Genomic DNA, 22348 nt, shown 5'->3' with positions numbered 1-22348 from the left:
CGCCGTCAGGATCACACGAATCCGGCGGCTCCGACAACGTCGTCCAACCGCTCGGACTCCGCACTTGGACGCGGAGTCTTTTCTTTTCACCGTCCCTGAGGGAAACATGGGGTGTCCGAGAATTCCATGAGGGTCACCGGGAGGTCGGAACGGCTCCTGACCTTCAACTTACGGTAAATCTTGGTCAGATGCTGTTCGACGGTGCTGACCGTGATGAACAGCCGGCCGGCGATCTCGCGATTCGTGCAGCCCGATGCGGCGAGCGCGCCCACCCGGCGTTCGGCGTCGGTGAGTTCGGTCAGTTCGGGGCCCGACCCGCTCGCCCCGACCGGCTTCGCCTCGATGTGCAGGTTCCGGTACGAGGTCTCCCGGCCCGGGGTCCCCAAGCGTTCGAGCACCGCAGACGCGGCGGAGAGGTCCGCCTCGGCCCGCCTCAGTTCCAGCTGATCGCCGCAGGCCTCCAGGATGCGCACCGCCTCGTGGAGCAGCGGCGGACGATCACGCACCGGACCGGCGGCCGCCAGGCGGCGCAGCGCGATCCCCCGGGCCCGGGAGCGGCCCTCGCCGAGAAGGTCGAGCTGCTCCTCGGCCAGCGCCCGCGCCTGCCCGACGTCGCCCATGGCGAGCAGCGCCGCGGCGGCGTCGTTGCGCCAGTCCGCGAGCTCCGTCCGGTCCAGCCCCCACCTCACCATCAGTTCGCCGCACGACCGGAAGTTCGTCAGCGCCGTGTCCGGGCGGCCCATGGCCAGGTGGTGGCGGCCGAACGCCCGGAGGTAAAGCAGCGCGAAGGGAGTGTCGAACATGATCGGCGGGACCGGCAGGTTGAGGTACGGCACGACCGCGTCGTGATCGCCGAGTTCGGTCGCCGCGACCACGGCCAGGGCCAGCGGGAGGCCGACGACGACGCCCCAGGACGCGGGCGTGACGGCCTCCAGCGCGGTGCGCGCGGACCGCCCGGCCGTCGCGGCGTCGCCCTGGCGCAGGGCCGCCGCCGCCCTGATCGTCTCCAGGAGCGCGTGCCGTACGGGGACGCGCCGGATCCGCGGCTCCTCGAGCATCCGTGCGGACCGGGTCAGCGCCTCGTCCAGCCGGTAGGAGTGGATCAGGGACACCAGCGCGAAGAGCCGCGCGGACAGCGGACTGCCGGTGAGGGTTCCGCGCAGCACCCGGTCGGCCCCGCGGCCCTCGTCGCCGTCCCCGTCGCTGGACAGGCTCACCGCGAGACGGACGAAGGCCAGGGAGGACAGCGGGCCGGAGCCGATCGAGGAGGCGAACGGGTGGCCCGCCGCGCCGCCCGCGGCCCAGGCGTCGGGCGTGCCGGGCCGGGCCGTCCCGTGGTCCGTCGGGCGGTCCTCGGCCGCCCCGCCGGCGTGGACCGGGGAGGCGAACCGTGCCCGCCCCGGGTAGCAGAACGACAGCCAGCTCCGCGCGGTGGCGGCGTCGGACGCCGCGGCGCCCCTCGGCGGGCCGGCGACCTCGCCGCCGTCGCCGGCCTCGACGATCCGCAGCAGGGCGTCGGCCTCGGCGAAGTCGCCCCGCCAGAGCAGCTGTTTGACCGGGACCATGGCCTCGTCGCCGGTCAGCCGACCGGCGACGATCAGCCTGCCGAGCTGGTGGAGGTGACGGGTCGCCATGCCCGGGTCGACGAGCCACTGGGTCTCGGCCAGTGCCGCGGTGACCTGCGCCTCCTGCGTCTCGTCCACACAGATCGCGGCCGCGTGGCGCAGGTACTCGACCGCCCGGGCGAGGTCGCCGGAGTGCTTGGCGTCCCGGGCCGCCTCGCGCAGGATGTCGACCCGCCAGACGGCCCGGACCGCGTCGTGCGTGGCCATGAGCTGGTCGGCCACCACCGAGGCGGGGGCGCCGCACTCGTGGAGCAGTACGGCGACGCGGCCGCGCATGGCGACGAGGTCCGCGGCCGCCATGTCGGACAGCACGGCCTGCTGCGCCCGTTCGTGCCGGAAGCGCATGCTCGCCAGCAGGCCGGCGGCGTTCAGATCGGCGAGGCTGCGGCGTACGGCCATGGTGTCGCCGCCGAGGAAGTCGCCGAGCAGCGACAGCGAGGCCGACTCGCCGAGCACGGCGACGGCGCGCGCGGCTTCGAGCATCGTCGGTTCGCACCGGTGCAGGCAGCGCAGGAGCGCGTTCCGGAAGGACTCGCCCGGCGCCGGCGCGCCGGGGCCGCCGCACCCGCCGCAGCGCGCCGGGTCGTCCTCCATCAGGCGGTCCTCGATCAGGGCGTGCAGCAGCAGGGGGTTTCCGCCGCTCACCGCCGCCCATGGTTCGACGACCTCCTGGGGCGGAATTGGGCCGCCGAGGTGTTCGACGAGCTGCTCGGCCACGCCGGCCGTGCCGAGCGGTGCGAGCCGGATCCCGTGGCAGTGGGGCAGGTTCAGGGTCTCGGCGTGCAGCGTCGCCAGCTCCCGCTGGTGGCAGGAGCTCTCGCTCATCACGATCATCACGGCGGACGAGTCGATCCGGCGGATCAGGTAGCGCAGGCACTGCAGCGAGTACTCGTCCGCGAAGTGCACGTCGTCGACGCCGAGGACGAGTGGCTGCCGCTCGGCGAGCTCGCACACGGTGCGTCTGATCCGCTGCAGCAGCCCGAGGGGGACGAGCGGGTTCTCCTCGGCCTCGCCCGCGGCCACCGTGACGCCGACCTCGTCGGCGGCGAGGGGGTCGGCGACCACGCCGCTGACCCGCATGGCGGTCGCCAACTGGTCGACGAGGCCGAACATATGAAGCCGTTCGCTGGCCGAGGCCGTCACCGACAGGAACAGGCCCCCGTACTCCTCCGTCCGTTGGGCGAACGCCTGGAGCAGCGCCGTCTTGCCGCTGCCGACGGGCCCGTTCACGAGGACCAGCGCACCCCTGCCGCGAGCGCAGTCCCCGTACAGCCGGTCGAGCAGATGGTGTTCTTCGTCTCTTTCACTGAGCCTCACAGATACCCCCGTATGTACTGTGCGCGCTCGGGCGCGAAAAAATTCAACTCCGAACTCTGCAAGCCGCCCAAGAGGCGGGAAGAAAGCCGAACAACGCTTCTGACCTGCAAGGACCGAGCCAATGGGGGGTGGCGCCCAGTCCGTTGCGTGGAGCAAGGCACTCCACCCTTCAGGGTAGCGAGTCGCCACCGGGAAACGTGGTCCGCTTTCGGCCACCGAAGGACGGCGGGCACGGAGGTTTTTGGACATCCCGGGAATTCGGATGAACCCGGCCGCGCCGAATTCGGGCCACGTGTTATGGAGAATCGGCCATTCCCGATCAGGTACAGACCACAGGGAAGATCAGGTACGGACAACAGGGAGCGCCCGGGCCTCCCCGTACCGCCTGGCGCTTCGGCGCTCTTCCCCTCCAGCGGCCCAGCCCCCCGCAACGAGTTCGGCGACCACGCGGTCGGCGACGGGCGGGGCGACGGCGAACCGCACCGTCAGTCCGCCGCGCGTGAGCCGTCGCACGGCCGCGGGCCCGACGACCGCGCCCTGCGAGGTGTCCTCGACGGTCACGTCGTCCGCGGCGACGCCGAAGCCGGCGAGGGCGTCCAGCAGCCGGGAGAGCTCACCGGGGCGGTCCGCGACGGCCACCCGGACCCGGGAGTCCTCGGCCGTGCCGCCGGCGCCCGGGGCGGGGAGCCGGTCGAGGCCGGCGATGCCCCGGTCGAGCAGATCCACCATCGTCCGCATGCCGACGGCCCGTTCGTCGCCGTCCGCCGGTCCGTCGCCGTCCTCCGGCTCGGCCAGCGCGTCGAGGGCCGCGAGCAGCCGGCCCAGATCGGCGTGCAGGTCCCTGACGACGCCGATGATGGAGGCGGCGTTGGACTGGAGGATGTCGCCCCACAGCCGCGAGTCGCCGCGGGCGATCCGGGTGACGTCCCGCAGGCCCTGGCCCGCGAACCGGGACAGCCGGTCCGGCCCCTCCCGCAGCCGCGCCGCCATCAGGCTGGCCACCAGATGCGGTACGTGCGAGGTCAGCGCCACGGCGTCGTCGTGGGCCCGGCTCCGGGCCATGACCGGCACGGCGCCGCAGAGGAGTACCAGTTCGCGAGCGCGGCGCAGCGCGGCGGCCGAGGTCTGCGAGGAGGGGGTGAGCACCCAGGGACGCGCCTGGAACAGGTCGGCGCGGGCGGCCAGCGGACCGGAGCGTTCCCGTCCGGCCAGCGGGTGCCCGCCGATGTAGCGGGCCGGCTCGGGCGCCTGCCTGAGCGCCGCGCGCTCCGGCCCGGCCTTCACGCTCGCCACGTCGGTGTAGCAGTCGGCGAACCCGCGTGCCTGGAGTTCGGCCAGCACGCCGCCGACCTGGCTCGGCGGCACCGCGAGCACGGCCAGGTCCACCGGCCTGTCCGGGTCCTCGGCACGGCCGGCGCCCAGGGCGGCGGCCGTGCGGGCGGCCACCGGGTCGCGGTCGGAGAGGAAGACCGTCGTCCCCTGCCGGCTCGCGGCGAGCCCGATCGACGTGCCTATCAGCCCCGTTCCGATGACCGCCATGGCGCGCATACCCCACATCACCCCGTTCGAAAGGCCACCGGCCGTCAACAGAAAGGCGCGCCAAGCCTATGCGGCCGCCCGGGTTGTCCACCAGAGAGCGACCGGAAGTCCGGAGCGCCGGCGAAATCCTTTCCCGCGCACTGTCCATCCCGGCTGACGCCACCCTCGATAGCCGGATCCGCAATCGGGCTCCTAAGGTTCGGGAACTCCGTTCCTTTCCCGGCTGGAGGACACTCATGAGGGATTTATCGAAGGTGGCGGATCCGCTCGGGGATCTCTCCATCGACTACGTCGAGATCTACGTCGGAAACCTCGAGTCGGCGGCGCTCGACTGGGTCGACCGGTACGCGTTCACGGTGGTCGGCCCAGGCGGCTCCGCGGACCACCGCAGCCTCGCCCTGCGCCACGGGCTCACCACGCTGGTGCTCACCGAGGCGACCTCGGACCAGCATCCCGCCTCGGAGTACGTCGCCGCCCACGGCGACGGCGTCGCCGACATCGCCCTGCGCACCGCCGACGTGACGGCCGCGTTCGCCGCCGCGGCCGCCAAGGGCGCGCGCGTCCGGCGCCGGCCGACCCGGCACGCCGGCGCCGGCCCCGAGGTCACGGCGGTCGTCGAGGGCTTCGGGGACGTGGTCCACACCCTCGTGCAGCGCGCCCCGGGCGAGGGGCCGGGGCTGCCCGCCGGTTTCGTGCCGGCGCTGCGCCCGGACGACGAACGGCCGGACGACGTGGGCCTGCTGGACATCGACCACATCGCCGTCTGCCTCACCACGGGCGACCTGGCGCCCACGGTCGCGTACTACCGGGACGTCCTCGGGTTCGAGTCGATCTTCGAGGAGCACATCGTCGTCGGGCGGCAGGCGATGGAGTCGGAGGTCGTGCAGAGCCCGTCGGGCAGTGTGACCCTGACGCTCATCCAGCCCGACCCGCAGGCGGATCCGGGCCAGATCGACGAGTTCCTCAAGGGCCACCAGGGCTCCGGCGTCCAGCACCTCGCCTTCTCCTCGCCGGACGCGGTCCGCTCGGTGCGCGCCCTGAGCCGCCGCGGCGTCACGTTCCTCACCACCCCGTCCGCGTACTACGACCTCCTGGGCGAGCGGATCGCGCTGGACGAGCAACGTCTTGAGGACCTCCGGTCGACGAACGTGCTCGCGGACGAGGACCACGGCGGGCAGCTGTTCCAGATCTTCACGGCCTCGGCCCACCCGCGGCACACACTGTTCTTCGAGGTGATCGAGCGGCAGGGCGCGGAGACCTTCGGCAGCTCGAACATCAAGGCGCTGTACGAGGCGGTGGAGCTGGAGAGGACGGGCCAGCGTGGCCTCGAACGCTGACCCGGCGCACAGGACGGCGGCGCGGGAGGCCGAGGCGCGCGGGCTGGAGGCACGCGAGGCCGAGGCGCGCGGGCTAGAGGCACGCGAGGCCGAGGCGCGCGGGCTAGAGGCACGCGAGGCCGAGGCGCGCGGGCTGGAGGCGCGCGAGGCCGAGGCGCGCGGGCTGGAGGCGCGCGAGGCCGAGGCGCGCGGGCTGGAGGCGCGCGAGGCCGAGGCGCGCGGGCTGGAGGCGCGGGAGGCCGAGGCGCGCGAGGCGGCCGCGGCCGCGCTGTGCCTGGCGGACTTCGAGCGCGCCGCCGCCTGCGTCCTGCCGCCCGGCGTACGGGACTTCATCGCCGGCGGCAGCGGCGACGAGACGACGCTCGACGCCAACCGCGCCGCCCTGGACCGCGTGTTCCTCGTCCCCCGGATCCTCAGGGACGTCTCGCGGGTCGCTGCCGACACCACGCTGCTCGGCCGTCCGGCCGCCCTCCCGGTGGCCGTGGCGCCGGTCGCGTACCACCGGCTGGTGCACCCGGACGGCGAACTCGCCGCCGCCCGGGCCGCGAAGGCCGCCGGCGTGCCGTTCACCGCGGGCACGCTGAGCAGCGTCCCGATCGAGGAGATCACGGCGGTCGGCGGGAGCGTCTGGTTCCAGCTGTACTGGCTGCGGGACGCCGAGCAGCGCCTCGATCTGGTCCGCCGGGCCGAGCGGGCGGGCTGCGAGGCGCTCGTGCTCACGGTCGACGTCCCGTGGATGGGACGTCGACTCCGGGACGTGCGCAACCGGTTCGCGCTCCCCGCGCAGGTGCGCGCGGCGAACCTCACGGCCTCGGACACCACCGCGCACCGGCGGGCGGCGGACGCCTCGGCGGTGGCCGTCCACACCGCCCAGTCCTTCTCCCCCGCGCTGACCTGGTCGTCCGTGGCGGAGCTGCGGGCGCTGACGGAGCTTCCTCTGGTGCTCAAGGGCGTCCTGGCGCCCGAGGACGCGGTCCGCGCGGCGGACTGCGGGGTCGACGCGGTCGTGGTCTCGAACCACGGCGGCCGCCAGCTCGACGGCGCGGTGCCCAGCGTCACCGCGCTGCCCGAGGTGGTGCGGGCCGTCGGCGGGCGCTGCGAGGTGCTGTTCGACAGCGGCGTCCGCAGCGGGACCGACGTGCTCCGAGCCCTCTCCCTCGGCGCGTCCGGCGTCATGGTCGGCCGTCCGCTGATGTGGGGTCTGGCCGCCGCCGGGGAGACCGGCGCGGCGCGGGTGCTCGGCCTGCTGGCCGAGGAGCTCCGCGACGCGCTGGGCCTCTCGGGCTGCGACGGCGTCGCCGCGGCGGCGCGGCTGCGCACCGTCCGCTGAACCGACGCCTCGCTGAACCGACGACGAAGGGGGCCTCCCGCCATGCCGGCGGGAGGCCCCCTTCGTCAGGTCGTCCAACCGTCCGCTTTCCACGCTCGGACGGCCCGGCCGCCTCAGCCGATCTGCGCCATGTCCCCCTTCACCCGCACGGCGAACTCCGACCACAGGTCGGCGAACTGCCGCGCGAGATCGGCGACGATGTCGCTGCAGTGCGGCGGCACGTTGCTGATGATCGCGTCCCACTCCTCCCGGCGCAGGCTGTGCAGGGCCAGCAGGCGCAGCAGGTTGCGTCCGGTCTCGGTGAAGCGCAGCGCCGGATCGGCCTTCAGCCGGGTGACGAGCGCAGCCCGGTCGAGCACCGGCACTCCCCGCGGCCGGCCGGGCCGCTGGGCGAGGCCGAGACCGCCGAACTCCTTGCGCCGCACGACGTCGTCGCCGTCGGCGGCCGTCGTCTCCTGCGCGACCGCGGGGCTCCCCGCCACGGCGTCGCCCGCCGCGGCGGACTGCTTCCGCCTGCGCTGTCTCGGCAGCAGGTCCTCGCCGTTGCGCAGGCGGTTGCGCACGTCCCGCGCCGTCTCCGGCGAGATGCCGGCCGCCCGCGCCACCTGACGCAGCGACAGTTCCGGGTTCTCGGCGAGCAGTTCGCCGGCCAGCATGCGCCCGGCGCTGCCGTCGACGGGACGGAGCCGGCCGTCCCGGCCGATCCGCCGGACGTCGGACTCCACCCCCTGCACGATCCGTCTGCGGATGTCGCCCACGGTCCCGGGGGAGATCCCGGTGACCGAGGCCACCTTCCGGTCGGACCACTGCGGATGCGAGACGATGATGCGCTCCGCGGCGCGCTTGCGGTCCGCCAGGGCCAACGGCAGCCCGTGCGTGACGTTGAGCTGGACCGCGAGCACGAACGCCTCGGCCTCGTCGCCGTCGAAGAACCTGACGGCGATCCGGTCCTCACCGCGCAGCCTGGCCGCCTTGAGACGGTGGAAACCGTCGATGACCCGCATGGTGGGCCGGTGCACGGTGATGGGCGGCAGCGGGCTCTGCGCCGCCGCGAGTACGTGCACATGCTCGGGTCGCTCGCCGGAGAGCCGCGGCGAGCCGGCGAGTCTGAGCGAACTCAGCTCGACCTCCACCACGGGCTGCTGATTGATTCCCTCTTCCACGGATGCCACCCCAGCTCCTCACGAACTCGCGGACAGCGCGTCGGCATCCCTGGACTCCGGGAAGATCTCCCGAAAGCCGTGGCCTCCCACGGCGCCTCTGCTCATCCCTGGCTCTAATTTCAGAAACCAGCCCGTTACCAATGCCCTCTACTCCCCCCAGGACGAATGGCGCTGCACATTCCTGCGGAACATGCATTCGAAGGACGGGGGGAAATTAACATTCGTCCGTTGAACGGTGTAACCCCTGACCGCGCGGCGGGGCCCACCCCTACACCCCCTACCCCTACTAGGGGGTGTGACTACGGACCCGGTCGGCGGCGGGCCCGACGCGGGTGCGTCCCATCAGCGGCGACAGGATCGTGACCGCGTCGGCGAGTTCCCGGATGTCGGGCCCCATGAGCGCCTGGTCGCCGTCGCAGCGCGCACTCCGGGGCTCGGGGTGCACGTCGACGATGACCCCGTCCGCGCCCGCCGCGATCGCCGCCCGGGTCAGCGGCAGCACGAGATCCCGGCGGCCCCCCGAGTGCGACGGATCGACGATCACCGGCAGATGCGAGAGCCGCTGCACCACGGGAACGGCGCTGATGTCCAGGGTGTTGCGGGTGGCGGTCTCGAACGTCCGGATCCCGCGCTCGCACAGCACGATGTCGAGGTTGCCGCGCTGCGCGATGTACTCCGCCGAGCTCAGCCACTCCTCGACGGTGGCGCTGAACCCCCGCTTGAGCAGCACCGGCCGGCCCGCGCGCCCGACGGCCTGCAGCAGCGCGAAGTTCTGCATGTCGCGGGCGCCGATCTGGAGCATGTCGGCGTATGCGGCGACCGTGTCGACGTGGCCCGGGTCGATCACCTCGGTGACCACCGGCAGCCCGGTCTCCTCCCGCACCTCGGCGAGGATCCGCAGGCCCTCCTCGCCCAGCCCCTGGTACGAGTACGGCGACGTCCGCGGCTTGAACGCGCCGCCCCGCAGCAGCGACGCCCCGGCCTCCAGGGCCATCCGCGCGGCCCGCAGCGTCTGCTCCGGCGTCTCCACCGCGCAAGGTCCCGCGATCACGCTCAGCGTGTCCGGCCCGATCGGCACGCCGCCCACCCGGATCACGGACCGCGCGGGATGGTGCTCACGGCTGACCAGCTTGTACGGTGCGGAAACCCGCATCACCTGGAGCACGCCGTTCCGGCTGCCCAGGTTCAGCGCGTCGAAGTCGTCCACATCCCCGACGATTCCGACGATCGTCCGTGAGACTCCGCGGCTGACAAAAGCATTTCCGCCGACCGCCTCCACCAATTCGACGACATTGTCGATATCTTCCTGCGTGGCCTCAGGAGCCATGACGACGACCATGAATTCCCCCTCCGCTGGGCACCGATTGTTCGCCATCGTAGGAGCGCGCCGCTGCATTCCACAACGCAATGCGAATAGCGCCTGAAAGGGCCGTTCGGGCCGCCGCGCGGCGGCCCGAACGGCCCTTCCCCGACCCCTTTTCCTACGTGGTGCGCAGCGCCTCGGTGGGCTGCATCCGCGCCGCGCGAAGGGCGGGGAGCAGTCCGGCGACCGCGCCGATCGCGACGGCCGCGCCGAGCCCGCCTCCCCAGGCGAGCACCGGGACGACGGTCGCCCAGCCCTTGACGTTGGCGTAGACGGCGGTGGCTATGGCGCCCAGCGCTACCCCGACCGCGCCGCCGAGCGCGGCGAGCAGGATCGCCTCGGCCAGGAACTGCAGACGGATGTTTCCCTTGGTCGCGCCAAGCGCCCGGCGCAGACCGATCTCGGAGCGGCGTTCGAGTACGGAGATGACCATGGTGTTGGCCACGCCGATGCCGCCGACGAGCAGCGCCACCGCCCCGAGCCCGAGGAAGAGACCGTTGAGCGCGGACTGCGTCGCGGCCCGGGCCTCCAGAGCGGCCGAGGGCTGGCTGACGCCGACCTCGTCGGCGCTCGCAGGGTTGGCCGTGGCGGCCAGCAGGCTCTGGACCTCGGCGACATGGTCGGTGTTCGCCCGCACATAGACCATGGACGGGTGGCCGTCGAAGTTCAGGTATTTCTTCGCCGCCGGGAAGCCGACGAGCACCGAGGAGTTGATCTCGGGCGTCAGGGTCGCGGGGTTGAGGATCCCGGTGACGTAGAACCACTGCCCGCCGACCCAGATGCGCGTGCCCGGGTGGATGCGGTCGATGCCGAGCCGGCTGGCGGCCGCCGAGCCGAGCACGGCGACCGGCTGCTGAGCCGTGGCCGCGTTGAGGTACTTGCCCTTGGCGACGGACGTGCGCACCGCCTCGGGAAGTTCCAGGCTCGTGGCGTTCACGGAGATGCCGTTGGTGTTGATGCTCGGGATGTGCGGGTTCCGGAACGCGTTGGCGCTGGTCTTGCCGGTGCTCTGGACCGTTTCGACGTGCTTGATCCGGCCTATCATCGCCGGCGCCTCGACGGGCAGCTTGGCGGCCCCGCCGCCTAGGACGCGGCCCGGGGCGACCGTGAGCAGGTTGGTGCCCAGCTTGTCGATCTCGGCCAGCAGTCCGGCCTGCGAGGAGGCCGAGAGCCCCATCACCGCCACCATCGCGGCGACGCCGATGGCGATGCCCAGGGCCGACAGGGCGGCCCGCATCCGCCTCGTGCGCAGCCCGACGCTGGCGGTCCGGGCCAGATCGCCCGGACGCATCCGGCCGGGAGGGGCGGCCGTCGTGGTGGTCATGGCAGGTGCCTTTCCGTGGACGAAGCCTCGTCGGCCGAGCGGACATCGGTGACGATATGACCGTCGAGGACCTCGATTCGGCGCGGCATCTGCGCGGCCAGCTCACGGTCGTGGGTGATCACCACGATGGTGGTGCCTTCGGCGTTGAGCTCCTTCAGCAGCTTGAAGATGGCGGCGCCGTTGACGCTGTCGAGGTTGCCGGTCGGCTCGTCGGCGAGCACGATCGCCGGGTTGCCGGCCAGCGCCCGGGCGATCGCGACCCGCTGGCGCTCGCCGCCGGACAGCTCCGGCGGACGGTGGTCGGCCCGGTGGGCGAGCCCGACCCGGCCCAGCGCCGCTGCCGCCGCCTTCATCCGCTCACTGTGCCGGGCGCCCGAGTACAGCATTCCGTCGGCGACGTTCTCCAGGGCGGTGGCGTGCTGGGCCAGGAAGAACTGCTGGAACACGAACCCGATGCGGCTGGCCCGCAGCCCCGCGAGGGCCCGGTCCGACATCGCGGCGACGTCCTCCCCGACGATCCGGACCGTTCCCGAGGTGGGGCGGTCCAGGCTGCCCATGACCTGCAGCAGCGTCGACTTGCCCGAGCCCGACGGGCCGACGATGGCGACCAGTTCGCCGCGGTGGATGGTGAAGCTGGCCTTGTCCAGCGCCACCACCGGCGAGGCGCCGGGGTACACCTTGGACACCTCGTGCAGTTGCAGGACCGGCTCACCGGCCTCCCGGGCGCCTCCGTCCACGCGTGCTTCCGTCTCCACACTGGTCATGAGCCCGGCACCACCACGTTCTGACCGGCGCGCAGACCCGCGCCCGTGACCTGCACGGTGCCGGCGCTGTCGTCGAACAGTCCCGTCTGCACCGGGATCAGACGGTGCTTCTCGTCCGCGTCGACGACCTCGACCGCGTACCCGCCGCCGGCCCGCGCGAGCAGTGCGTCCACCGGCACCGACAGCACGTCCTTCACGGTCTCGGACACGATCGCGACCTGCACCGGCGCCTGGTCGAGTTCGCCGGTCGCCTTCGCGTCCAGCGGCCTGATCACGACCTCGACGGTCATGCTCTGGTCCGTCTTCGTGGCCACCTTGCCGACCGCCGAGACCAGGCCTTCGGTGCTCTTGCCGTTCGGCAGCGTGATCAGCACCTTGTCGCGGACCTTCACGGAGGACTGCTGGCTCGCGTTCAGCGCGACGGTGACCTGCCTGTTCGTCGAGGACGCCTTCAGCACCACCCCGCCGGGCGCCGCGGCGCCGCCGATCATCGCCTCGACCTTGGTGACCCTGAGCGCGTCGACCGGCAGGAACACCGCCTCGGCGGGCTTCAGTTTCCCGGTCTCCTTGAGGCCGACGTCGTCCTGGAGTTTCTTCAGCGCCCAGCGGGTCGCCCGGCTGAAATAGTCCGACCCGGGGTCGAGCTCGTCCTTGTCGGCGTAGCCGAGAGAGACGAGCGCGGCGTTCAACTGCCGTACGTCCGTGCCCTCCATGCCGCGGGACAGTTCCCGGTAGGCCGGCATGGCGCCCTTGAGCAGAATCACCGGCTTGCCGTTCACCCGGTACAGCACCTTGCCCCGGCGGATCACCTCGCCCACGGCGGGCAGCTTCGTCACGGTGCCATTGGCCTTGTTGATCACCGGATAGTCGCCCGCGTACCCCAGGGTCCCGTTCTGCTGTGTCCGCGCGGACAGCGTTCCCTGCGTCACCTTCGCCAGGGAGGTCGTGGAAGCGGCGCTCGCGACGGCCGCCTCCTCGTTCTTCTTGGCGTCGAGCACGTCGCCGGCGGCGATCCCCGCGGCGCCGCCCGCCGCGACCAGGGCCACCACGACCGCGGCCGCCCGGCCGCGGCGGCGCGGCCTGCGCGGGCGCACCTCCTGGTCGCCCGGCGAACCGAGGACGTCCGCACCCTCCGAAGGGATCTGTGTGGCAGTCACGAAACGCTCCCAGGACGCTCGACGGGGCTGTTGCGCTCGAATTCCGCGGAGACGGGGCCGATTTCCGCCGGCAGGGCGACCCTGGCGCCGCTCCGGCGCAGCCGCCGTTTCCTGGCCGCATTCCGATCGGCCGCACTGTTGGCGATGACAGCCATTCGACTCTCCATTAATCGCTGGATTCCCGGCACGGTCCTTTCTACGGCGGCGGCGGTTTCGGCAGCGTTTCGTATCACGAGCCCATCCGGAAGCGCGGCTTCCGGGCGAAACCGTACGGAAACTGCTGGTAGAACATCCTGGTAGCTCGCTCCTGGATGAGCGTGTCTGAAGTGCCGGCGGAGAGAGGGCGACAAGTGCGGGTGCTCGTGGTGGAGGACGACGAGGAGACGGCCCAGACGGTGGCGGTCGGTCTGCGCCGGGCGCAGATGGCCGTCGACGTGGCGCTGGACGGGCCAGGCGGGCTCGAACGCGCGATGTGCAACGACTACGACGTGATCGTGCTCGACCGGGATCTGCCCGGCATGCACGGCGACGCCGTGTGCTCCGAGCTGATCGCGGCCGGGAACCGGAGCCGGGTGCTGATGCTGACCGCCGCGGCGACCGCGGAGGATCTCGTCGACGGACTCAGTCTCGGCGCCGACGACTATCTCCCGAAGCCCTTCGACTTCCCGGTGCTGATCGCCCGGATCGGCGCTCTGGCACGCCGGGCGCATCCGGCCGTGCCGCCCGTCCTCCAGCACGGCGACCTCGTGGTGGACACCGCGCGGCGCACCGCCCGCCGGGGAGAGCGTGCACTGGAGCTGGCGCCCAAGGAGTTCGGCGTCCTGGAGGTGCTGCTGGCCTCCAAGGGACGCGCCGTGCCGGCCGAGGAACTGCTCGAACGGGTCTGGGACGACGCCGCGGACCCCTTCACCAGCGCCGTGAAGATCACGATCAGCCGGCTGCGGGCCAAGCTCGGGAATCCCCCGGTCATCGAGACCGTCGCCAAGCGCGGATACCGGATCTGAGGCGCCCATGGCCGCCATCGCCCGGCTCGCGGGCCGCCTGGCCCGCCGCCGCCTGCCGCGCCGCACCGTGCGGCTGCGGATGACCCTTCTGTACGGGGGGCTCTTCCTGCTCTCCGGCGCCGCCCTGCTGGGCGTCACCTACGTCCTGGTGCACCGGGCCATCGCCGCGCAGCCGCCCAAGCTGTCCGTCAGCGAACCGGGCCAGGAACCCGGCGTCATGCCGGCGCAGCCGCCGCGGAGCAGGCAGAGCGCCCTGGAGACGCTCGCGGACCAGGCCCAGGACGCCATGGCCGGTCAGATCGCCGACATCATGCACCAGCTCCTCGTCCAGTCCGGGATAGCGCTGGCCCTCATGCTGGTGGTCTCGATCGCCCTGGGCTGGATCGTCGCCGGCCGCATGCTGCGCCCGCTGCGGACGATCACGGCCACGGCGCAGGACATCTCGGCGACCAGCCTGCACCAGCGCCTGGCCCTCGAAGGCCCCTCCGACGAACTCAAGGAACTCGGCGACACCTTCGACGGCCTGTTGAGCAGGCTGGAGACCTCGTTCGAGGCCCATCGTCAGTTCGTCGCCAACGCCTCCCACGAACTGCGCACCCCCCTGGCCCGCCAGCGGGCCCTCGGCCAGGTCGCCCTGTCCGACCCCGAGGCCACCGTCGAATCCCTGCGCGAGGCGCACGAACGCATCCTCGCCGCGGGCGCCCAGCAGGAACGGCTCATCGGCGCGCTGCTCACCCTCGCCCGCAGCCAGGGCGGCATCGACGTCCGGGAGCCGTTCGACCTGGCCCGGCTGACCGCCGAGGTCGTCGAGTCGCGAAAAGCCGAGGCGCACATCCGGGCGGTGACGTTCCGTACGTCCATCGCCCCGGCGGTGGCCGCGGGCCACCGCAATCTCGCCGAGGGCCTCGTCGCGAATCTGGTGGACAACGCGATGCGGCACAACGTGCTCTACGGCCAGGTGGAGGTGACCACCCGCACCGTGGAGGGCCGTGCGGCGCTCACCGTCAGCAACACCGGTCCCCTGGTCCCGCCGAACGCGATCGAGCAGCTCTTCCAGCCGTTCCAACGCCTGGGCGTCACCCGCGCCGCGCGCACCGAGGGCCTCGGGCTCGGCCTGTCCATCGTGCAGGCCATCGCCGACGCCCACGACGCCGGCCTCACCACCCGGGCGAGGTCCGGAGGCGGTCTGACGATCACGGTGACGTTCCCCGCGCTCCCCCGCCGGTCCCGGCCAGCCTCGCCCCCGGGCGAGCGGGTCGCCCACCGACACCGGTAAGAGAGTCCGAAAATGGTCCTCCCGCCGACGGCGGGAGGACCTTTTTCACGCGTCCAACCGTTCACCTTCCACGATTGGACACCTTTCCGCTGCGGCGTCAAGGTGTTCCCTCGGAGCAGTGATCACCGCGGACACTGGGGGCGGGTGCTGGTGGCGGAGGACGACAAGGAGCCGGTCGCGACGGCGCATCCGGCCCGCCGCACCGTCCGGGCGAGGCTGACCCTCCTGTACGGAGGCCTGTTCCTCGTCTCCGGCGCCGCCCTGCTGGCGATCACCTACGCGCTGGTACGGCACAACCTCGGCGCGGATCCCCCGATGGGCTTCCGCTCCGACTTCCTCTCCTCGCCGCCCGGCGGCGACGGTCCCGTGCCGCCCGGCGCCCCTCAAGTGCCCGCCGACGGGCGGCATGAACGGGTGGTCGCCATCGACCTGCTCTCCGCCCAGGCGCAGAAAGCCCTCGCTCGTCAGCGGGCCGACGTCATGCACCAGCTGCTCGTCAACTCCGGGATCGCGCTCGGGCTCATGGCGGTGGCCTCCATCGTGCTCGGCTGGATCGTCGCCGGCCGCATCCTGCGCCCGCTGCGGACCATCACGGCCATGGCGCGGGACATCTCGGCGACCAGCCTGCACCGGCGCCTGGCCCTCGACGGTCCCAGCGACGAACTCAAGGAACTCGGCGACACCTTCGACCGGCTGCTGGGCAGACTCGAGGACTCGTTCCAGGCCCAGCGCCGGTTCGTCGCCAACGCCTCCCACGAACTGCGCACCCCCCTGACCCGCCAGCGGACGCTCGGCCAGGTCGCCCTGTCCGACCCCGAGGCCACCGTCGAATCCCTGCGCGAGGCGCACGAACGCATCCTCGCCGCGGGCGCCCAGCAGGAACGGCTGATAGAGGCGCTGCTCACCCTCGCCCGCAGCCACGCGGGCATCGAGGTCCGCCGCCCCTTCGATCTCACAGAGCTCGCCCGGGAGGTCGTCGACGCGCGGGCCGCCGAAGCGGACCTGCGGACCGTGACGATCCGCACGTCGACCGCGGCGGCCGTGGCGGTGGGCCACCGGCCCCTCGCCGAACGCCTCGTCGTCAACCTCGTGGACAACGCACTCCGGCACAACACACCGCACGGCGAGGTACGGGTCACCACCGGCATCGTGGACGGCCGCGCCGTCCTCACCGTCGCCAACACCGGCCCCTCGGTGCCTCCGGACGCGATCGAGCAGCTCTTCCAGCCCTTCCAGCGCCTGGGCGCCACCCGGGCCGCGCGCACCGAGGGCCTCGGGCTCGGCCTGTCCATCGTGCAGGCCGTCGCCGACGCCCACGACGCCGGCCTCACCGCCTCCGCGAGACCCGGGGGCGGCCTGACCGTCACCGTCGCCTTCCCCGCCACGAGCGACCCCGCGCCGCTCCCCCGGCGCCGGCCGCCGCTGCCGGTGCGCTGACCGCCATACGGACACGACGAAGCGCCGTACCGCTCCGGTCGGCGTCGGCAGCGGTACGGCGCCAGGGCCCTGGACGGGTTACTGCGGCGCGCTGCCGGGCGCCCCGGACTGGAACTCCTTGGGGCCGCCGGCGACCTTCTCCAGGATCGGCTGGCACTTCTTGTCGGCCGCCTTGAAGGCCGGGCCCTGCGGGTCGACGCCCAGAGTGTCGCCGTTGATGTCGAGACCGCCCTCGGCGTTGGGGTCGGGGAACTTCGGGACGCCGTTCTCCCGCATGCACTTGGAGTACGCCAGCGACGCCTCGTGCACCCCCGCGGGCGGAGTGGCGTTGACCGCGGGCAGGAGCTCCTTGCACTTCTTGTCCGCGGCCTGGGCCTGCGACGACTTCATGTCGACGGAGCCGTCGATGTTGAGCAGGCCCTGCGCGTTGGGATCGGGGAAGTTGGAGACTCCGTTCTCGCGCATGCACTTGGCGTACGCGAGCGTGCTCTTCTTGTTGGCGGCGTTCGGCTTCGAGCCGCTGGGGGCGGTCGAGTCGGAGTCGTCGCCGCCGGATCCGCCGCACGCGCCCGCGAACAGCATGATGGCCGTCACCCCGGCCAGGGAGGCGACCAGCGACCGAGCCCGCCGGGACCGACCGGTGCTCGTGCTGTTCGGGCGACCGTGGCCAGAGGGACTTTGCATGTCATTCTCCGTCTCTTGTGGAGGGTTCCTGACGGCTTCGACGGCGACCGGACGCCGCCGAAGCCGGGACGCTTGATCCAACGCTACGGATCAGAGGGTTTCGGGGAGGTATCACTAACGCGGGTCTGCGAACTTCGACACCAACACGCGCGCGATCTCGGCGAGCGGTTCGCCCTTTACCATCCGGCGGTGGTCGGACTCGACCGAGCAGATCTCGACGGCGCCCCGGACATAGGGCCGCCAGGCTTCCGGAGCGGCTTCGGCCGGCAGGAGTTCCGGGCGTCCGAGCGCCGCCACGAAAAGGAGGACGTCTCCCTCGAATACGCCGGGCGTGTAGCTCCGAAGAAGCCGCAGATTGTTCTCCTCGACTTTATGGACGGCCGGCGCCATCTCGTCCAGCCGTGTCTCGTTGACCTGGTCCGTCGGGGCCGCGGCAGGCGCGTCGCCCACGACATCGCCGTCGAGGAGCAGCACGGGCCGGTCGCCCGGCTGGAGTTCGCCGAATCCCGCGAATTCCGCGGCACCGTTCTCGTCCTCCTTCGTCATCTGGCGATTCGGATATCCGTCCAGAATGGCCAGCATCGCGACCGTGTCGCCCTCCCTCTGAAGGTGCGTGGCGACGGCGTGCGCGACAACTCCGCCGAAAGACCAGCCGAGCAGGTGGTACGGCCCGCTCGGCTGTACGGAGCGGATCTGCTCGGCATAGTCGGCGGCCATTTCCTCGACGCTTTCCGGGATCGCGCCGGCTCCGGTGAGACCGCGCGCCTGCACCCCGTAGATCGGGTAATCGTCCGGGAGATGGTTCGCCAGGGCCGCGTAGTGCCAGCTGAGCCCGCCGCCGGAATGCAGGCAGAACAGCGGCGGCCGGTCCCCGCCGGTCCGCAGCGGCAGCATCGGCTCGTAGTCGCCCGTGACCTCGCGGTCCTTGTCGAGGACCGCGGCGACCGCGGCGACCGTCGGCCCGGCGAACAGGTCCCGGACGTTGATCTCGGTGTCGAGCACGGTCCGGATCCGCTCGATCAGCCGCATCGCCAGCAGCGAGTCACCGCCGAGCTCGAAGAACGACTCCTCGGCGCCGACCTGTTCCACCCCCAGGACCTCGGCGAACAGCTCGCACAGGACCCCTTCGACCAGCGTCCTCGGCTCCCGGCCGGACCCAGGTCCGGCCAGGTCCGGGGTGGGCAGCGCCGCCCGGTCCAGCTTGCCGTTCACCGTCACCGGCAGGTTCTCCAGCGTCACCCAAGCGGCCGGGACCATGTAGTCCGGCAGCGCGCTCGCCGCGTACTCCCGCAGCGCTTCGCCGTCGGCGCCCGGACCGGCGGGTACGACATACGCGACCAGGCGCTTCGTCCCCGCCCGGTCCTCGCGCACCGTCACCGCGACCTGGCCGACGCCTTCGTGCCGGGCCAGTACCGCCTCCACCTCGCCCGGCTCGATCCGGAACCCGCGGATCTTCACCTGGTCGTCGGCCCGCCCCGCGAACACCAGCTCTCCCTCGGGCGACCAGCGCGCCAGGTCGCCCGTCCGGTACATCCGCTCGGGACGTTCGGTGAACGGACAGGCGACGAACCGCTCCGCCGTCAGGCCCGCCCGTCCCGCGTAGCTGCGGGCGAGCCCCGCGCCGGCGACGTACAGCTCGCCGGTCACGCCGGGCGGCAGCGGGTGCAGGAACTCGTCCAGCACGAAGGTCCGGCTGTTGTCCATCGGCCGGCCGATCGGCACGTTCGCCGGGACGGTGTCGGCGGCGGTGTACGGGATCTGGGTGGTGAACGCCGTCATCTCGGTCGGCCCGTACGTCGTGCGCACCACCAGCCCGGGATGGGCCTCCAGCAGGGTGCGGATCGCCGAGGCCGACACCACGTCGCCGCCGGTCGACACCTCGCGGACCCCCGCGAAGATCTGCGGCGCCTCTTCGGCCAGCAGGCTGAACAGCCCCGCCGTGGCATGCACGTTCGTGACCCCGTGCTCGGCGATCAGCCGGCCGCGCTCGGTCGCGCCGACGTCGCCCGGGGGCATGACGACGAGCCGGCCGCCGTGCGCCAGGGTCACCCAGATCTCGTACGTCGAGGCGTCGAAGGCATGGTTGGCCTGCACCAGGACCCGTTCGACGACATCTTCGCGCCAGCTCCGGTCCTCGGCGAAGCTCACGACGTTCCGGTGCGTCACCTCGACGCCCTTGGGCGTGCCGGTCGACCCGGAGGTGTACATGACGTACGCCAGGTGATCGGGGCGCAGCGCCGCCGACCGGTCCGCGTCGCCGGGCGCGGTCGCCGCGCACCGCGCCATGCTGACGACGGCCTCCTCCCACACCGCGAGCCCGAACCCGTCGCGCGGAAGGCCCTGGCTCGCCCGGGTGCACAGCACCAGGGCGGGCCGCACGTCGGACAGCATGAACGCGATGCGCTCGGCCGGATAGCCAGGATCGACCGGCACATAGGCCGCGCCCGCCTTCACCACGCCCAGCAGCACCACCAGCAGGTCCGCGGAACGCTCCATCACCACACCGACCCGGTCCTCCGGACCGATGCCCCGGCCGATCAGCCAGTGCGCGACCCGGTTGGCCAGCGCGTCCACCTCCGCGTACGTCAGGGTGACGTCCGCGGCGGCGACGGCGATCGCGTCAGGGGTCCGTTCGACCTGCCGCTCGAACAGCTCGGGCAGCGTGCTCGCCGCCAGAGGACGGGCGGTGTCGTTCCACTCCTCCACGACCGTGCGCTGCTCGTCGGGTTCGATGACGTCGATCTGCCCGACGCGCGCCCGCGGATCGGCGGCGACCTGCTCCAGCACCTTCACCAGCCGGTCGGCCAGGGCCTGGGCGGTGCTCGCGTCGAAGAGGTCGGCGGCGAACTGCAGGGTGCCGGCGATGCCGTCCGGCGTCCCGCTCTCGTCGCGGAACTCCCCCAGCGTGACCGACAGATCGAACCGCGCCGCCTCGCCGACGTCCGGGTTCAGCTGCTCCACTTCGAGCCCGGGCAGCTCCCACCCGTTCTCGGCCGGGCCGCCGGAGTGCAGCGCCAGCATGATCTGGAACAGCGGCTGCCGGGCCAGCGAGCGTACGTGGTCGAGATCGTCCACGAGCCGCTCGAACGGCAGATCCTGGTGCGCGTACGCCGCCAGGTCCGTGTCGCGGACCCGGGCGAGCAGCTCCTCGAACGTGGGATCGCCGCTGACGTCGATGCGCAGCACCAGCGTGTTGATGAAGAACCCGGCCAGGTCCTCCAGGGCGCTGTCGGGACGGCCGGCGACGGCGGTGCCGATGGGAATGTCCGTACCGGCGCCGAGCCGCGCCAGCAGCATGCCCAGCGCCGCCTGCACCACCATGAACATCGTCGCCGAACGCCGGCGCGCCAGGCCGTCCAGCGCGGCGTGCGCCTGCGCGCCGAGCCGGATGGGCACGGACCCGCCCTCGAACGACGAGACCGCGGGCCGGGGCCGGTCCACCGGGAGCATCAGCTCCTCGGGCAGAGCGGCCAGGGCCTCCCGCCAGTAGCCCAGCTGGGCACTGATCAGGCTGTCCGGGTCGTCGAGCTCGCCGAGGACCTCGCGCTGCCAGAGCGCGTAGTCGGCGTACTGGACCGGCAGCGGCGCCCAGCCGGGCTCGGCGCCGCTGTGCCGGGCCCGGTACGCCGTCTGAACGTCCCGGGCGAGGACGCCCATCGACCAGCCGTCCACCGCGATGTGATGCGCCACCAGCACCAGCACGTGCTCCGTCGGGGTAACGGTCAGCAGCTCCGTCCGCCACGGCAGGTCGCGGGCCAGGTCGAAGCCCTTCCCCGCCGCCTCGGCCATGACCTCGTGCAGCTCCGCCCGGGAGACCTCGCGGACCACCAGGGCCGGGCGGTCGTCGAGGACCTCCTGCCGGGGGCTGCCGTCCGTCGACGGGAACACCGTCCGCAGCGTCTCGTGCCGGTCGGCCACATCGTGCAGGGCCGCCTCCAGGGCCGCGACGTCCAGCTCGCCGGTCAGCCCGAGCGCCAGCGGCACGTTGTACGCCGCGCCCGCACCCTCCTGCTCCATCCGGCTGAGGAACCACATCCGCTGCTGCCCGAACGACAGCGGCAGCACCTCGGGACGCTCGCGGACGGCCACGCCGGCCCAGGCGTCGCCCTTGTCGCCTTCCACCAGTCGGGCCATCGCCGCGACGGTCGGCGCGGCGAACACCTCGCGGATGTTGATCTCCGCGCCGAGGGCAGAGCGGATCTTGGCGATCAGCCGCATCGCCAGCAGCGAGTCACCGCCGAGCTCGAAGAACGAGCCGTCGGCACCGACCTGCTCCCGCTCCAGGCCCAGCACCTCGGCGAACAGCTCGCACAGCGCCACCTCCGCCGGGGTGGCCGGAGCCCGGCCCTCGCCGCCGACGAAGTCGGGGGCGGGCAGGGCGGCCCGGTCGAGCTTGCCGTTGACGGTGACGGGGAGGGAGTCCAGCACGACGACGGCGGAGGGGATCATGTAGTCCGGCAGAGCCCGCGCGGCGAACACGCGGAGAACGTCGCCGTCGGCCGCGTCGCTCTCGTCACCGGAGGGCACCACGTAGGCGACGAGGCGTTTGGTCCCCGGCTGGTCCTCGCGGACGATCACCGCGACCTGCCCGACGCTGTCGTGGCCCGCGAGCACCGCCTCGATCTCGGCGGGCTCGATGCGGAAGCCGCGTATCTTGACCTGGTCGTCGGCACGGCCGGAGAAGAGGAGCTGGCCGTCCGCTGTCCATCGGGCCAGGTCGCCCGTCCGGTACATCCGCTCGCCGAAGCCACCGAACGGGCAGGCCACGAAGCGTTCCGCCGTGAGCGCCGCCCGACCGTCGTACCCACGGGCCAGACCCGACCCCGACAGATACAACTCGCCCCGCACGCCCGGAGCGACCGGACGCAGGAACGCGTCGAGCACGTACGCCCGGCTGTTGTCCATCGGCGCACCGATCGGCAGCACCGCAGGGGCCTCAGCGCCCGGCTCCACGACGAACGTCGTCGCGCACAGCGTCGTCTCCGTCGGCCCGTACAGATGCCGAACCCGCAGCCCCGGCGACGCCTC

At 72.5% G+C, this 22348-nt stretch carries 15 protein-coding genes; 5 read left to right on the top strand and 10 right to left on the bottom strand.

Annotated elements, in window-relative coordinates; translation table 11 throughout:
* Nucleotides 1–86 precede the first annotated feature (86 nt).
* Complete coding sequence (locus ACFY4A_RS17760) at nucleotides 87–3191, bottom strand: AAA family ATPase (protein WP_390830351.1); 3105 nt, start codon at nucleotides 3189–3191, stop codon at nucleotides 87–89.
* Between the two features lie 93 nt (nucleotides 3192–3284).
* The gene (locus ACFY4A_RS17755) at nucleotides 3285–4481 is read right to left on the bottom strand and encodes a prephenate dehydrogenase (RefSeq protein WP_390830350.1); all 1197 of its coding nucleotides are present in this window, start codon (nucleotides 4479–4481) and stop codon (nucleotides 3285–3287) included.
* 236 nt (nucleotides 4482–4717) lie between these two features.
* On the opposite strand from ACFY4A_RS17755, the gene hppD reads away from it, so the two are divergent.
* Nucleotides 4718–5818 (top strand): 4-hydroxyphenylpyruvate dioxygenase, encoded by a 1101-nt coding sequence (gene hppD / locus ACFY4A_RS17750; RefSeq protein WP_390830349.1) that lies wholly within the window; start codon nucleotides 4718–4720, stop codon nucleotides 5816–5818.
* A gap of 223 nt (nucleotides 5819–6041) precedes the next feature.
* On the top strand, nucleotides 6042–7148 hold the full coding sequence (locus ACFY4A_RS17745; RefSeq protein ID WP_390830444.1) for an alpha-hydroxy acid oxidase: 1107 nt from the start codon (nucleotides 6042–6044) through the stop codon (nucleotides 7146–7148).
* A 113-nt stretch (nucleotides 7149–7261) separates the two neighbouring features.
* Here ACFY4A_RS17745 and ACFY4A_RS17740 read toward each other — a convergent pair whose 3' ends face one another.
* The 6 genes from ACFY4A_RS17740 to ACFY4A_RS17715 all read right to left on the bottom strand — a co-directional run bounded on the left by ACFY4A_RS17740 (nucleotide 7262) and on the right by ACFY4A_RS17715 (nucleotide 13074).
* Entirely contained in the window at nucleotides 7262–8320 is a 1059-nt protein-coding gene (locus ACFY4A_RS17740) for a streptomycin biosynthesis protein (protein WP_390830348.1), read from the bottom strand.
* A 277-nt stretch (nucleotides 8321–8597) separates the two neighbouring features.
* A complete protein-coding gene (aroF, locus tag ACFY4A_RS17735; protein ID WP_390830347.1) occupies nucleotides 8598–9638 on the bottom strand; it encodes a 3-deoxy-7-phosphoheptulonate synthase in 1041 nt (346 codons plus the stop codon).
* 154 nt (nucleotides 9639–9792) lie between these two features.
* Nucleotides 9793–10998 (bottom strand): ABC transporter permease, encoded by a 1206-nt coding sequence (locus ACFY4A_RS17730; protein ID WP_390830346.1) that lies wholly within the window; start codon nucleotides 10996–10998, stop codon nucleotides 9793–9795.
* Nucleotides 10995–11762: an ABC transporter ATP-binding protein gene (locus tag ACFY4A_RS17725; RefSeq protein WP_390830345.1), complete on the bottom strand. Its 768-nt coding sequence runs from the start codon at nucleotides 11760–11762 to the stop codon at nucleotides 10995–10997. Before ACFY4A_RS17725 ends, ACFY4A_RS17730 begins: the two co-directional genes overlap by 4 nt.
* Nucleotides 11759–12919: a peptidoglycan-binding protein gene (locus ACFY4A_RS17720; RefSeq protein WP_390830344.1), complete on the bottom strand. Its 1161-nt coding sequence runs from the start codon at nucleotides 12917–12919 to the stop codon at nucleotides 11759–11761. Before ACFY4A_RS17720 ends, ACFY4A_RS17725 begins: the two co-directional genes overlap by 4 nt.
* Nucleotides 12916–13074, bottom strand: a complete 159-nt coding sequence (locus ACFY4A_RS17715) for a hypothetical protein (protein ID WP_390830343.1) — start codon at nucleotides 13072–13074, stop codon at nucleotides 12916–12918. Before ACFY4A_RS17715 ends, ACFY4A_RS17720 begins: the two co-directional genes overlap by 4 nt.
* Before the next feature lie 195 nt (nucleotides 13075–13269).
* On the opposite strand from ACFY4A_RS17715, the gene ACFY4A_RS17710 reads away from it, so the two are divergent.
* The 3 genes from ACFY4A_RS17710 (at nucleotide 13270) to ACFY4A_RS17700 (ending at nucleotide 16636) form a co-directional block, all read left to right on the top strand.
* Nucleotides 13270–13923, top strand: coding sequence for a response regulator transcription factor (locus ACFY4A_RS17710; protein ID WP_390830342.1), 654 nt, complete (start codon nucleotides 13270–13272; stop codon nucleotides 13921–13923).
* A gap of 7 nt (nucleotides 13924–13930) precedes the next feature.
* Nucleotides 13931–15199 (top strand): sensor histidine kinase, encoded by a 1269-nt coding sequence (locus ACFY4A_RS17705; RefSeq protein WP_390830341.1) that lies wholly within the window; start codon nucleotides 13931–13933, stop codon nucleotides 15197–15199.
* 144 nt (nucleotides 15200–15343) lie between these two features.
* Entirely contained in the window at nucleotides 15344–16636 is a 1293-nt protein-coding gene (locus tag ACFY4A_RS17700; protein WP_390830340.1) for a sensor histidine kinase, read from the top strand.
* 78 nt (nucleotides 16637–16714) lie between these two features.
* Here ACFY4A_RS17700 and ACFY4A_RS17695 read toward each other — a convergent pair whose 3' ends face one another.
* Nucleotides 16715–17320 carry a hypothetical protein gene (locus ACFY4A_RS17695; protein ID WP_390830339.1) on the bottom strand — a complete coding sequence of 202 codons (606 nt, stop codon included), beginning with the start codon at nucleotides 17318–17320 and terminating at the stop codon, nucleotides 16715–16717.
* A 114-nt stretch (nucleotides 17321–17434) separates the two neighbouring features.
* Nucleotides 17435–22318, bottom strand: coding sequence for an amino acid adenylation domain-containing protein (locus ACFY4A_RS17690; protein ID WP_390830443.1), 4884 nt, complete (start codon nucleotides 22316–22318; stop codon nucleotides 17435–17437).
* Between the last annotated feature and the right edge of the window lie 30 nt (nucleotides 22319–22348).

This window comes from Streptomyces sp. NPDC001292 (genome assembly GCF_042896465.1).
Classification (GTDB): domain Bacteria; phylum Actinomycetota; class Actinomycetes; order Streptomycetales; family Streptomycetaceae; genus Streptomyces.
Note: the sequence above shows the minus strand (reverse complement) of the source record. Positions and strands in the feature narration are given on the sequence as shown.

Excerpts from the sequence above, each read along its gene's own strand:
- ACFY4A_RS17715 (WP_390830343.1), bottom strand. The coding sequence starts at position 13,074 with ATGGCTGTCATCGCCAACAGTGCGGCCGATCGGAATGCGGCCAGGAAA.
- hppD (WP_390830349.1), top strand. The coding sequence starts at position 4,718 with ATGAGGGATTTATCGAAGGTGGCGGATCCGCTCGGGGATCTCTCCATC.
- ACFY4A_RS17760 (WP_390830351.1), bottom strand. The coding sequence starts at position 3,191 with ATGTCCAAAAACCTCCGTGCCCGCCGTCCTTCGGTGGCCGAAAGCGGA.
- aroF (WP_390830347.1), bottom strand. The coding sequence starts at position 9,638 with ATGGCTCCTGAGGCCACGCAGGAAGATATCGACAATGTCGTCGAATTG.
- ACFY4A_RS17725 (WP_390830345.1), bottom strand. The coding sequence starts at position 11,762 with ATGACCAGTGTGGAGACGGAAGCACGCGTGGACGGAGGCGCCCGGGAG.
- ACFY4A_RS17730 (WP_390830346.1), bottom strand. The coding sequence starts at position 10,998 with ATGACCACCACGACGGCCGCCCCTCCCGGCCGGATGCGTCCGGGCGAT.
- ACFY4A_RS17755 (WP_390830350.1), bottom strand. The coding sequence starts at position 4,481 with ATGGCGGTCATCGGAACGGGGCTGATAGGCACGTCGATCGGGCTCGCC.
- ACFY4A_RS17695 (WP_390830339.1), bottom strand. The coding sequence starts at position 17,320 with ATGCAAAGTCCCTCTGGCCACGGTCGCCCGAACAGCACGAGCACCGGT.
- ACFY4A_RS17705 (WP_390830341.1), top strand. The coding sequence starts at position 13,931 with ATGGCCGCCATCGCCCGGCTCGCGGGCCGCCTGGCCCGCCGCCGCCTG.